At 66.1% G+C, this 11,624-nt stretch carries 12 protein-coding genes and 2 pseudogenes; 4 read left to right on the forward strand and 10 right to left on the reverse strand.

The features are described from left to right. Position 1 precedes the first annotated feature (1 nt). From ACZ4N4_RS08965 to ACZ4N4_RS08995, 7 genes are all read right to left on the reverse strand, one after another. Positions 2–856, reverse strand: a complete 855-nt coding sequence (locus ACZ4N4_RS08965; RefSeq protein ID WP_334540775.1) for a hypothetical protein — start codon at positions 854–856, stop codon at positions 2–4. Then, the gene (locus ACZ4N4_RS08970) at positions 837–1,742 is read right to left on the reverse strand and encodes an aldo/keto reductase (protein WP_467586091.1); all 906 of its coding nucleotides are present in this window, start codon (positions 1,740–1,742) and stop codon (positions 837–839) included. Before ACZ4N4_RS08970 ends, ACZ4N4_RS08965 begins: the two co-directional genes overlap by 20 nt. Further along, positions 1,739–2,926, reverse strand: a complete 1,188-nt coding sequence (locus ACZ4N4_RS08975; RefSeq protein WP_362491057.1) for a cupin domain-containing protein — start codon at positions 2,924–2,926, stop codon at positions 1,739–1,741. The genes ACZ4N4_RS08970 and ACZ4N4_RS08975 overlap by 4 nt, the downstream gene beginning before the upstream one ends. A gap of 14 nt (positions 2,927–2,940) precedes the next feature. Then, positions 2,941–3,078: a hypothetical protein gene (locus tag ACZ4N4_RS08980; RefSeq protein WP_006143122.1), complete on the reverse strand. Its 138-nt coding sequence runs from the start codon at positions 3,076–3,078 to the stop codon at positions 2,941–2,943. A 412-nt stretch (positions 3,079–3,490) separates the two neighbouring features. Then, complete coding sequence (locus ACZ4N4_RS08985; protein ID WP_362491060.1) at positions 3,491–4,324, reverse strand: helix-turn-helix domain-containing protein; 834 nt, start codon at positions 4,322–4,324, stop codon at positions 3,491–3,493. Next, positions 4,321–4,836, reverse strand: a complete 516-nt coding sequence (locus tag ACZ4N4_RS08990; protein WP_467586096.1) for a DUF6879 family protein — start codon at positions 4,834–4,836, stop codon at positions 4,321–4,323. Before ACZ4N4_RS08990 ends, ACZ4N4_RS08985 begins: the two co-directional genes overlap by 4 nt. After that, positions 4,820–5,029, reverse strand: coding sequence for a hypothetical protein (locus ACZ4N4_RS08995; RefSeq protein WP_055493664.1), 210 nt, complete (start codon positions 5,027–5,029; stop codon positions 4,820–4,822). Before ACZ4N4_RS08995 ends, ACZ4N4_RS08990 begins: the two co-directional genes overlap by 17 nt. Positions 5,030–5,186: 157 nt before the next feature. On the opposite strand from ACZ4N4_RS08995, the gene ACZ4N4_RS09000 reads away from it, so the two are divergent. Further along, a complete protein-coding gene (locus tag ACZ4N4_RS09000) occupies positions 5,187–5,414 on the forward strand; it encodes a hypothetical protein (protein ID WP_061915924.1) in 228 nt (75 codons plus the stop codon). On the opposite strand, the gene ACZ4N4_RS09005 is transcribed toward ACZ4N4_RS09000, so the two are convergent. Further along, positions 5,405–6,259, reverse strand: coding sequence for a hypothetical protein (locus ACZ4N4_RS09005; protein ID WP_389579042.1), 855 nt, complete (start codon positions 6,257–6,259; stop codon positions 5,405–5,407). The two genes, ACZ4N4_RS09000 and ACZ4N4_RS09005, sit on opposite strands and share 10 nt — an antisense overlap. Before the next feature lie 458 nt (positions 6,260–6,717). On the opposite strand from ACZ4N4_RS09005, the pseudogene ACZ4N4_RS09010 reads away from it, so the two are divergent. The 3 genes and pseudogenes from ACZ4N4_RS09010 to ACZ4N4_RS09020 form a co-directional block, all read left to right on the forward strand. Then, positions 6,718–6,882, forward strand: a pseudogene (locus ACZ4N4_RS09010) (NUDIX hydrolase); the annotation flags it as partial. A 763-nt stretch (positions 6,883–7,645) separates the two neighbouring features. Continuing rightward, on the forward strand, positions 7,646–8,896 hold the full coding sequence (locus ACZ4N4_RS09015; RefSeq protein ID WP_467586099.1) for a hypothetical protein: 1,251 nt from the start codon (positions 7,646–7,648) through the stop codon (positions 8,894–8,896). Positions 8,897–8,977: 81 nt separating this feature from the next. Further along, positions 8,978–9,241 (forward strand): annotated as a pseudogene (locus ACZ4N4_RS09020) (NUDIX hydrolase); the annotation flags it as partial. 241 nt (positions 9,242–9,482) lie between these two features. Here ACZ4N4_RS09020 and ACZ4N4_RS09025 read toward each other — a convergent pair. Together ACZ4N4_RS09025 and aspS are read right to left on the reverse strand one after the other, a co-directional pair. Then, a complete protein-coding gene (locus ACZ4N4_RS09025; protein ID WP_467587654.1) occupies positions 9,483–10,052 on the reverse strand; it encodes a nucleotidyltransferase domain-containing protein in 570 nt (189 codons plus the stop codon). Between the two features lie 128 nt (positions 10,053–10,180). After that, complete coding sequence (aspS, locus tag ACZ4N4_RS09030) at positions 10,181–11,503, reverse strand: aspartate--tRNA(Asn) ligase (protein WP_467586102.1); 1,323 nt, start codon at positions 11,501–11,503, stop codon at positions 10,181–10,183. Between the last annotated feature and the right edge of the window lie 121 nt (positions 11,504–11,624).

Consider the following 11,624-nt stretch of genomic DNA (forward strand, 5'->3'; position numbering starts at 1 on the left):
GTCAGGCGCTCACCTCGGAGTGCACCGGAACGGGCGGGCGCACTCCCGTGAGTGCCTCCGCTCGGGCGAGAAGGTGGGGCGCAAGGTCGGGGTACCAGCCACGGGCCACGGCTTGCAGCATCTCGGCCAGGGCCGCGAGTTCCCCGATTCGACCGGCTGGGGTGTCGAGGATGGCGGCGAACTCTTTGCGGATGCGGGCGGCTACGTCGGGTACAAGCAGGCTGTTGGCGTGGAGGAGTCCCACGTCGTAACCGAACGGCACGAGGCCCCACCGCTCCCAGTCCAGCAGGCACAGGGGCGCGGCGGTGAGGTTGCCCCAGTGCAGGTCACCGTGACCGGTCACCCGCTCCACGTTGGCGGGGGCCGGGATGCCGAGGAACTGGGGGAAGGCTCGTTCGATCCATCCGTCCCGGACGGTCGTCTTCACACCCTCCGCTTCAGCGAGCAGGGCAAGGGCTTGGCGAAGGTCCGCCCACCATTCGTCAGGCAGCGCCGGATCGTGGTCGATGTCGGCTCTGTCCGGGGACACCACGGGTTGCCTCAGGTAGTCCAGGACTTCGGCCTCGAAGGCCCACTCGCCGTCAGTCCAGTCGTGCACCCCGTGCAGGCGGGGGCGCGGGACGCCTTCGGGTAGGAGCTGGGAAGCCCCGACGATGCCCTCCCCCTGCTTTCTGCCCGCGTTCCTTTTCGCCGTCCGGCTCACCCGTAGCCACCGGTCCTCCGCTCGGCGTCCGAGGGTGACACCGAGGAAGCCCCACGCCAGCGGCCCCGTGCAGGTGAGGCCCAGTGCCTTGGCCGCCCGGTCGTGGGCTGCCTCCATCAGGGCTCGTACCTCCTCATTCACCGGCGAGTTCATCCGTCACCCTCCTGAGTTCCTGGGCCGTCAGCGGCGCAGCCAGAGCCTTGGCCATATCGTCCCAGTGCTCGCGGGTGCTCGCGGAGGTGAGGACGACATCTAGGCCGGGGCATGAGCCAGCGGCCAGCAGGGCAGCGGCTGCGGCCGACAGGCCGGGGCGGATGAGGTTCACCAGTTCGGGTGTCATGGCGTCGAGGAGTTCGCCCCCGTGCAGGGGCGCGGAGCCGAACGTGATCAGCCCGGCGTCCTTCGCCTGTACCAGTGGTCCGCCGCCGTTCAGGGCCTGTGTGATCGGGGCATCCCTGATCAGGCTCACGGGCATCTGCATGCCCGTGAAGTGATGCTCGGCGGAACCAGCCGCCTGGCGTGCGAGCGCGAGCAACTCGGCGACACTGAACGCTCCGGAGGTTAGGCCCGACCAGGTGGCGACGCCGTACCCACCGATCCTGCCCGCGTGGGCGAACTCCTCCAGCGCCGTGAAGGCTTCCCGCACACGCCCGTGCAGAGCGGCGCGGTCAAGGCCGTGCCCGTGGTGCTCGGGGTTGTGCACGAACACGAGGTCCACGCGCCCGAGCGCGGCCAAGGATCGCTCCGTCTGCCAGCGGACGAAGCCTCGCTCAAGGCTGTGCCTACCGGCCGCCTCTTCCCGGGTGAGCACGCCCTCAGCCAGGGCGCTGTGGCCTTGCTCCTCCGTGAAGAACCCCGTCTTCGTGGCTACCCGCACGGTCGGGTATTCCCCGAGCACCGGCCGCAGCTCCTCATGCGCCTGACCACGACCATAGTTGGGTGCCGTGTCCACCCAGGGGCTGCCGGCGGCCAGGGCGGTGCGTGCCGCCTGACTGACGGCACGCACGCGGTATGTCCCCAAGCAGAGCGCGGCGGTCACAGTGCCGTTCCCACGACTGCGACGGCGTGGCCGTCAATGAGGACGGAGACCAGTTCGGCCACCTCCTTGACCTCAAGCCCGGCGGAGTCGGCCACCTCCCCCAGCGTGGTCGGCTGGTTGGTCAACAGCGTGCCTAGCGCGGGCGCTGCGGACTCGGCGAAGTCCCACGCGGTACCGGCCGCCGAGAAGGTGACCGTGCCCTGTTCTCGGTTGGCCGTCAGGCGACCTCTCGGGGCGGTGAGCTTGACCGTGATCTCTCTCCGTGCGGGGAGTCCATCCACGTAGGGCAGGGACGGAATCGCGTGGCCCAGGTCGGTCGTGTCGATCGACTCCGCCCACCGCTCCACGAGGCGGGGGTCCGCCATCATGTCGGCCACCTCACGGCGTACGGCGTCGATGAAGTCCGACTGTTCCGCCAGCGAGCCGAAGCGCGGGATGTCCCTGCGCAGCGCGAGGGACGCCCGGAGCTGATCGACGACCCACAGCATCAGGTCAGCGCCCGTGTGCGGGACCATGCCGAACGTGAGGTGAAGGGATTCCGTCCCCTGATCGGCGGTGACCGAGTGCCACCAGCCGCGCGGCAGATAGAGCACGTCACCCGGGGACAGAACGAGGTCCGCCACCGGGTCGCCCTGCGGCTCCTCCGGCGACTCCACGTCCCGGAAGGTGGGCGCCTCACGGGTCATCCCCCACAGGCGCCACCGCTTCGAGCCATGCAGTTGCATCACGACGACATCGTGGTCGTCCCAATGCCGGCCGAAGCCCTCCCGCTCGGTCCACGAGGCGTACACGTTGGCCTGCACAGAAGTCCCGAGGAAGCGTTCCAGCCCCTCCGCAGCCGCCCCCACGGCGGGGTGGATCTTCTCCACCGCGTCGAGGACCAGCGACGCCCCGTCCCTGAGCTGGGCGTGGAAGTCGGACGGCTGGATACGGGACCAGGTGACCGCGCGGCGGTTCGTTGTCGGGATCGCGTAGCGGTGCAGCGGCACCATCTCGCCGTCAGCCGACAGGCGCAGCCGGGGCGGCTCCAGCCGCTGCGTGGCAATGATCCGGTTCAGGTCGTCCCAGGAGAACAGACCCGCCGCGTCGGCGACCCCGGGGAAGTGCGCGTACGAGCGGTGGTACGTCTGGGCGAGGAACCTGTCCCCGCCCAGACGCCCCGCCCACGAGGCTGCATCAAGCAACGCGGGCGCTCCCGTCAGTCGTTGCCGTCGGAACGGCCACTGCTGACGTCCGACTCCTGCTCGGCACGCGTGCGCGCGGCCACGATCTTCCGCTTCGCGACGAGCAGTCCACCCCCCTCGGGGGCGGCCGACGTGGTGTTCTCTTCCACCATCGGGCTTACCTCTCTCTTCTCGGGGACTCCCACCGGGATTCCGGCAGGAAGCAAAGGGACAGCGACGAGCGCGGCGGACGCCGACCTTGGTGACGACGGGCGCCCCGTGCACCGAGGGCACGCGCACGGCGGGTACTTGGTCGGCAAAGCCAAGATCACCGGGATGCGGTGGTTCACCTGCACCATGCGCACCGGGTCGTACATCCGGCGCCCCTCGTATGACACCCGGAGAGTCATGCGCCCGGTCGTCATGAGCGCACACCAGCGTCAGGGCCGGACCTCCGCCGGTACCCCAGCCGCCACCCCACGCCGTAGCGGACCCACTTTTCGTTTCGCTCGGTCGCTGCCATGGGGGAAATCATTGGCCTACAAAGCGACGGCTGTGTAGTTCTTTCCCGTCATGGACTAAAGATCATGAACGGCAGGCGGCGGACCACTCTGCCAACAAGGCTCGCGCTTCGTCCCCGAACAGCGCATAACCCTCCAGTGTGGAGAACAGTTCCAAGTGCATTTCGATGTCGCGTGGATCTCTCAGGATCACGACACCGGTGGTGTTCTCCACGGTGGCCAGGGTGTCGTCATAGATGGTGAAGGTGTCCATCGGAGCCATGGGCTTGTATCCCGCGATGGGGATGACGCCGAGCTTCACGTTCGCAAGGTGGGTCAGTGAGGCCAGCCGGTCAATCTGCATCGCCATCGCAGCCGGGGGCAGGAGTGGCCACCTCACTGCCTGCTCGGTAAGAATGAAAGTGAACCGCTTCTCCGTGTTGTAAAGAACCTCCTGCCGCTCCAGCTTCCTCGCGATCGTCTTGGTTACATCAGCCGGAGAATGGGCAAGGCTGGCGCGGATGTACTCAGGGGTGGACAGCAGTCCTGTAATCATCGAGAGCAGGAAGAAGCGGAACTCCGTGGACGAGGATTCAAGGGCGGCAAGTTCAGTCTGTTTCTTCTCCAGGCCCCTACGTCGGAGCGAGCGCAGGTCTTGCCATTCGGTGTTGGCCAGCCTCGCGAGGGCAACGACCTCCTCGATGACCTCGGGTGGAGCCACCACGGCCCGGAGGATCCTTTCCAGATCCAGCAGACTCGGCTGGACTTTCCCATTCTCGATCCGACTGATCTTCGATTGGGACATGTTGCAACGCCGAGCGAGCCGGTCCCCAGTGAGGCCGGCTCGCTTGCGTAGTTCTTTCAGCAGGGCCGCCAGTTCCTGTTTTGGCTGCCCGAGCTGCTCAGGATCGAACGTCACCCGCTGCTCACGTACTCCAGGAACGGCACGGATTCGGCAATGGCAATCCGCTTCCACTGCCGGTAGGGCTCCGGGTGGCCCCCGTACAGCTCGCGGTTTATCTGTGTCCCGTCCGACCGGTAGTTCATCAGGACCACCTTGGACTCGTCGAACATCCAGAAGTCCTGATCTGGAAGTCCCGGGTTCTCCCGGTCGGTGAGGTCGAGGATACGGATATCCTCGCCCGCCTTCACGTGGTGCCGGTAGTAGTACTCGAATTCGAACCGAAGGTAGTCCGAGAGCGGGCGGGTCACGACGTGCACCCTGCCGACTCTCTTTCCTTCCGAGGCCCACTGCCGGACCTCATCCATCCAGGCCGATGTGTAATCGTCCGGCGACTTCTCCCCGGCGAGGAATCGCTTCAGCTTCTCCGCTTCCTGGGGCATGGTGTAGACGGGCAGCGTCTCCAGCCTCCACGCCTCACGCTCCATGGAATCGAAGCAGTCGTTCCAGGCGTCACCATCCAAGTGCACGGAACGCCTCCCTGAGAACCGCCTCCGGGATTTCCACAAGCCCTTCCCCTGCGGGCGGGGTGAAGGCGTCGGACACGTCACCCTGCACCACAAACGACCCCGCGGCCGTGCGGTACACGTTCGGGCAGTCCTTCTCTCCGCACTCGCCGTTGCCATTGCCCGTGAGCCGGGTGAGTGCCGAACGCTCGGACATGCCAAACCCCCTTGCTCTGGCCCCGATTGGGCCGCCTGCCCACGACGTTAGAGGGGGCGGGGCGCAGCGTCTATGCACGAACACGACTATGCGTGTCCTCGCATAAACCCGTGCGGCCGGAGGACCCCAGCCGAAGGGGAGGAAGAGGAGCGGCAGGGTGCGGGGGCTGACTGAGGGACCCCGTCCTACCTGCTCCCGGCAGCAGGCCACCCCGGTGCAGGCTGCCTTCAGGGCCGCCTACCACCTCCCGCCCGTGAACGCGGTAGCGGTCGGCACGGACAACCCCGACCACCTGCGAGAGCTGACCAACGCCCAGAGCTTCGCGGTGGACGAGGAGGCCGTCCGCCACTACCGCAGCCTCCTGCGCAACCGCCGTCAGGAGTGAAGCTCGGCGATGAGCCGCGCCGCCTCCTTCCGGGCGGGCTCCAAGCGGGGATCCTGGGGATGGGCGTGCGGTCCTACGACCTTCGCACAGAAGAACAGGGCCATCAGCCGGCCAGACCTGCTCTCCAGGTCTGGCCGACGCTCCGCCCACACTCGTTGTGCCAGGGCGGGGACGGCGAGGGAGTTCCCCCAGAGGGTGGCCGCGTCCAGTCCGCGCGGCGCCATCCCCCAATCCTCCCAATCGATGATGCAGAACTCGGGCCCGGTCACGTTCGCCCACGTCAGATCCGCATGTGCCGGCGTCCACTCATCCACGGTGGCGTCTACTTCGGGGAAGACTGCTCGGATCGTCCCAGTCACCAGTTCCTGGGTGGCCGTCTCTGTGTCCGGAGTGGCGAGGCGGTGCGTGCGCTGCGCGGCGAGTGCGTCCAGCGAAGCATTGAGTGCCGCCCACCAGCCGTCCGACAGTTGAGGATCCTCGATCACCAGAGCGGCTTGCCCAACGGGCGGGGCGGTGACCAGCACCATTTCGTCTGCCCGCCACATCACCGGCTCGTCCCGCTCGCGCCACGCCAGCCCCGCATACCACTTCGGCATAGACACTCCATGCAAGACCGCTGCGGCCTCGGTGCCGTTCCAGCCCTGTGCTCCGATCCGGTCGAAGCTGCGCCGCTCAACCCTCACCCACGTTCCACGGTCCGTCCGCGCCCCAACCGAGCGCCGCTTGCACACCACGGTGTCACGGAGCAACTGCATTTGAAGGGACCGCTCCACGTGTTCGAGAACGTCATCAACCGGCTCAACACGCAAGTCCACGGCCCGTGCACCAGGCGAAGAGAGCGTCATCTGGACTCCTTGGGCCCTCGCTGTGGGGTAGGGGCGACCTGCCGTCAGGTGAAAGCACCCGTAAGTTGATTAATGTAGTGGGTGATGTGCGGCATCCTGTGGGGCAGTTGATCGAGCGGGAAGAGGCGGAGCGCCTGGCATTCGCCAAGGACGAGGTCGGTTGCGGCAACTTCCCCCCTCTACGGAGCGAGGAACAGCTGCGGCGGGATGATCTGCGGCAGGAGGGACCGCGACGGCCCGCGAGACGCTGGATTAGACGGGCGTGTGATGTGCTGTACGGCGCGGTCTCGTTGAGCGGATCCATCAGGCGACGGGTGTCCACTGCGTGTACCTGGCAGGGGACGCAACGAACAGTGATGCGGTTGAAGAGCGGCTTGGGTGGCGAAGAATGCGGCGGGCCGCTTCATTTCCGTCGACACGATCTACCCGCCGATGCTGGCAGCACTGGAGGAAGACGTATGACCGAGCAAACGGCACAAGAGCGACCGGGCATCGCAGCCGCGATCGTGGTACAGGACGGCGCCGTGCTCATGGTTCGCCGCCGGGTCGCGGAAGGTCAACTGTCTTGGCAGTTCCCGGCGGGCGAGATCGAGGGGACGGAGACCCCTGAACAAGCAGCCGTGCTGTAGGTTCTCAACTTCAGTGTCAGGCGCCGACCCTGTGACCTGGATATTTCCCTTGAGTCTCACGATGTGTCGGCAGGCGGCTGTCTCAGATCGGTGTCACTTCCTCAGGCTGTCCAGCAGGCTGCAACGCGGCCCGGGGCGTCACGAACCTGCATCGGCAGCCATCCGTTCCACCCACTCACACACCTTCACTGCTCGCTCGATACGGCTGACGATGTCCTTCAATGTCGAGGTTCACCTCCCCAGTAGCTCTCGCTGGAGCGCGACGATCTTCACCCTCGCCGAGGTGGAACGACCGATGAGGAGATGGGAGGGGATCGGAGAAGCGGCAGCAGGCCGGTGCTTCTGGTAGTCGGACGGGCTGATCGTTCGAGTTGAGCAACCGATCGCGTTGGTGACCGCCGGTCTGCCGACCGGCGCGGTCCAGCCGTCGCCAGCACCGCCAACGATATGGCGAGTCGACACTTCGGTTGATCAGTGCAGACCCCCACCGACTGAGACTGTGCCACGCGGTCTGAGACCCTACAGTTCCTGTTGACGTGTAGCGCAGGTTGCACGGACACGCCGTTGCACTTTGCGTGATCTCGGCTGTGTCGCCGCGGTCGCGAAAAGCAGGTTGCACACGAACGTCCCGAGTGTCGTCGCCGACAAGCGCCTGCGGGACTACGGACGGGTTGATCAGCCCATAATTGGAGTCAGTGCCGAGCGACCCGGCGCATCGCACCCGCCCCGGGTGCACTCACCGCGATCGGAGAGCATCGTGAAGAACAGCGTGTTGTGGCGAGTGGTTGACAACGAGAGTGGTACCCAGTCCATCGTCAGCACGCCCTCCGAGGCGGTCGCGTTCGTCAACAGCCGGTTCGACACCGATGACGACGACGAGCCGTTCAGCATCACCAAGGTCGGCCCTCTCCTTCCGAAGCCGCTCGGGGTCATCACCGCATGGGCAGCCAAGAAGGACGGCGAGCGAACCGACGGGCGTACTGCCCCGATCACCATCAGGCCGGTTGTGACGGACAACGCCAGCGAGTGCGATGACGTCGTGCTCTGGGGCGACGTGTACGTCTCCTGGGACCACGACATGTACACCGTCGAGGAGCCGGACAGCTCCGAGTACAGCGAGGCTTACAGCGCAGCCGAGTTGAGCGCGATCCTCGACGAGTACGCCGACGACTACGAGTACGCGCCTGAAGGGCCTGAAGGGCCCGATAGCCACAGGTGGCCGAAACCGGAAGAGTTGATCACCTACGGCGCCCAGGAGTGTGCCAAGCGGTTCGGGCACCTCGACGACGACGCGCTGCTGTGGCTCGCTGCCACCCGCATCACGCTCGCCGTGTGGCGCAACACACCCGTCGAGAACTGGCATGCCGGGAAGAGTCCGCTACACGACGGCACGATGATGCGGATCAACGCGGCAACCACCCGACTCGTGCGCTCGATGCTGTCGTTCGACCATGTCAACTGGATCGCTGTCGGTCTCGCGATCGTCAACCCGTCCCGGGTTCTACCGACCGGGCAGTCCGTGCTCGAGCTCGGGCTGGCCTGCCACAACCCTGACGACCCGGCGCACGAGGATGATCCGCGAGAAGATCTCGCGGAGATGGCACAGGGCGCGATCTCATGGGGGCGAAGGTACTGCCTTAGCGAGAAGGAGTTCGGCCTGCGAACCCTGATCGAATCCTTCTGCGCGTTCGCCAACGGCTGGTTCGGAGCACCGAGTTGGGGGCGCATCGTCGATCGGTTCCTTACGGCTGTCGACGACCGGGAGAATGCGCACTGGCGCATACACCGGGACAAGCCTTGGTTCGACGAGTGGTTCACCAACCGGCCGGCCGACATTGCGGACGCCACGGAATTTCATCGGCTGCTCCTTGCCGGGCCCGACCTGCTGTCCGAGGAGGCCGCCGAATGGTGCGTGGAAGGTGCCATCGGCTACGTCTGCCAGGACGACCACGCAAACGGCTGCCCGCAGTGCGGTATCCCGCTGGCAACGGAGTCCTCAAACGAGTGACGGCAGTGGCCAGCGATTCTCAATCCCGTGTCAGTTCGGCCAGTCACATGACATCACGACTGAGAAAATGACACGGGATCTGAGAACCTACACGTGCGAGAGACGAGCGAAGAGGTCGGCATGGAGGTGACCGCTCTCAAGGTCCTCGGAGAACGGGTTCACCCCAAGACTGGCCGGAAGATGACCTACGTGGCCTGTGTCGTAGAGTCCGGCGCTCCTTACGTGGCGGACGACGATGAACTGGCTGAGGTGGCATGGGTCCGGCATGCCCAGATTCCCGCGTACGTGCCATACGGCCTCTTCGACGCGGTGCAGGTATATCTCGACGCCGCACTGAGCCGGTAACACCTCGGTGCGTGCTGCGGACGGAGGACGAGGCAGCTTCGGGTAATCAGACCGCCCTCCCGACGAGCTAAGGAACTGGTCGTGGACACTGAAATCGGCCTGATCTGCCTGCGGTTGGTTAGCGTGGCGTCGCCATTGCCTCGTCGACCAAGTGTTCACTCATGGAGTGCCAGGGCTTCAGGTTGTACAACTCTCGTGCCACCTTCGTGTCACCCGCGGGCCGCGCTCGGCGGCTGACGTCTCATTTGTGTGCGTCCGGTGGCGTAAGACGCTGCCGCCATGGGTGGTCCGGCACGGTTACTGCGATGGCGTTCGCCAACCACATGCGTTGAGGTTCGCCGAGCAGCGGCAGTACCGCTTCGAAGTCTGTCTCATCCTTCTCCCGTGTCGCCTTCGCCTTGTAGTAGAGCTGCACCTCGGGCGCCAGGTAGGGGATACCAGTCCCGCTTCTTCGTCCCAACCGCTCGATCGGAAGCCGGATCCGTGGGGTACGCCGAGAGACCCAATGGGTGCCCTCCGCCTCGTCCAGCATGAGCTGCACGGACCAGGGTGCCTCAGGCGTGCGTCGGCACCAGATGTCGTGGAGGGGCGGCTGAAGAGTCTCCCCAGAACGCCACGGGCGCAGCCGCCCCATGCCAGGTGGGTCCGCCACGTACAGGTCCCAGTCGGTCAAGAGATCGCGCACGCGAGCTTGGTCCCGTCGGAGGACGAGGACATCGAGATCGCCGTGCGGGCGTAGCTCACGGCCGACGGCGAGTTCGATCGCGTACCCGCCAGCGATCCACCACGGGAAGTCGGCCGCAGCGAACATGACAGCTAGATCTTCGGGACGAGCCGGCACCCAGCGCCCCACTCCCTCAATACTCACCTGTCCATGCTCTCAGTGAACGAGGCCCCGGAAGGGAAATCCGACGTAGGCCAGCCATACACAGAGGCCAGCTATGGGGTGAGCCGGTTCGGTCCGCGGAAGAGGAAGGTGGCCTCGCGGATCGACTCCAGTCCGAGCAAGACCATGAGCACGCGTCCAAGGCCCATGCCCAGCCCGCCGTGCGGTGGGCACCCGTACCGGAACGCGTTCAGGTAGTCCTGCATCGGCTCCGGACTCATGCCCTTCTCGGCGGCTTGCTTCAGCAGCACGTCGTAGCGGTGCTCGCGCTGGGCGCCGGTGGTGATCTCCAGCCCCTTCCAGAGCAGGTCGAAGCTCAGGGTCACGCTCGGGTCGTCGGCCGGCCGCATGTGGTAGAAGGGCCGGATGCCCACGGGGTAGTGGGTGATGAACACGAATTCGTGGCCGGTGGCCTGCTGGATGTGGGCGCTGATGCTCCGCTCGCCCTCCGGGTCCAGGTCCTCCTTGGTTCCTTCCGAGTCCCAGCCGCCCTTGCGCAGGATGTCGTGCGCCTTGGCCATGGTGATGCGGGGGAAGGGCGTCGTGGGGACGGTGATCTCCACGCCGAACTGCTCCCGGACCGCATCGCCGTGTGCACCGGCGACCTTGGTGATGGCGTGGGCGAGCATCTGCTCCTCGAACGCCATAACGTCCTCGACGCCGTCAATCCAGGCCAGCTCGACGTCGACGCCGGTGAACTCGGTGGCATGTCGGGAGGTGAACGACGGCTCTGCACGGAAGACGGGGCCGATCTCGAAGACCTTATCGATTCCGGCCGAGATCGCCATCTGCTTGTAGAACTGCGGCGACTGGGCGAGATAGGCGCTGCGATCGAAGTAGCCAAGTTCGAAGACCTCCGCGCCAGACTCCGAGGCGGTGCCCATGAGCTTGGGGGTGTGCATTTCCGTGGCGCCCTGGGCATAGGCGTACTCGCGCATCCCCTGCTCAAGGGTGGTCTGCACGGCGAACATCAGCTGAGCGGCGGGACGGCGGCGTACGTCCAGGAACCGCCAGTCCAGGCGGTGCTCCAGGCTGGTGTGCTCGTCGATGGGCAGCGGTGTCGCGGCCCGGTTCAGGACATCGACCCGCTCCGGGATGATCTCCAGGCTGTGGAGCTTCACGATCGGGTTCTCGACGACGCGGCCGGTGATCCGCACCGCGGACTCCGGCGTGAGCTGCTGCAGGGCGGCCTCGATGTCGTCGCCTGCGCCGCCGCGCCGGTGGGTGACCTGCACCATGCCCGTGTGGTCGCGTACGACGACGAACTGGACCTTACTCAGCAGGCGCAGAGTGTGCGCCCAGCCCGACACGGAAACGGTTCGACCCAAGTGTTCGTGCAGGTCAGATACCAGTACACGATCGGTCGTATGGATCATCGCAGCCCTCCAGGGCGTCATGGTGATCCCTTGGGGGCGCGGGCGAGAAGGGGACTCGCGGTTCCACCACGCCTTCACCACCACTCGACAGTGGCGGCCTCATTCGTGGCCGGTAACGGGG

It is taken from the genome of Streptomyces sp. NPDC026538 (genome assembly GCF_055567535.1).

Coding starts and splice junctions, on each gene's coding strand:
- ACZ4N4_RS08965 (WP_334540775.1), bottom strand. CDS start 856: ATGAACTCGCCGGTGAATGAGGAGGTACGAGCCCTGATGGAGGCAGCC.
- ACZ4N4_RS08980 (WP_006143122.1), bottom strand. CDS start 3,078: ATGGTGGAAGAGAACACCACGTCGGCCGCCCCCGAGGGGGGTGGACTG.
- ACZ4N4_RS08995 (WP_055493664.1), bottom strand. CDS start 5,029: ATGTCCGAGCGTTCGGCACTCACCCGGCTCACGGGCAATGGCAACGGC.
- ACZ4N4_RS09005 (WP_389579042.1), bottom strand. CDS start 6,259: ATGACGCTCTCTTCGCCTGGTGCACGGGCCGTGGACTTGCGTGTTGAG.
- ACZ4N4_RS09025 (WP_467587654.1), bottom strand. CDS start 10,052: ATGTTCGCTGCGGCCGACTTCCCGTGGTGGATCGCTGGCGGGTACGCG.
- aspS (WP_467586102.1), bottom strand. CDS start 11,503: ATGATCCATACGACCGATCGTGTACTGGTATCTGACCTGCACGAACAC.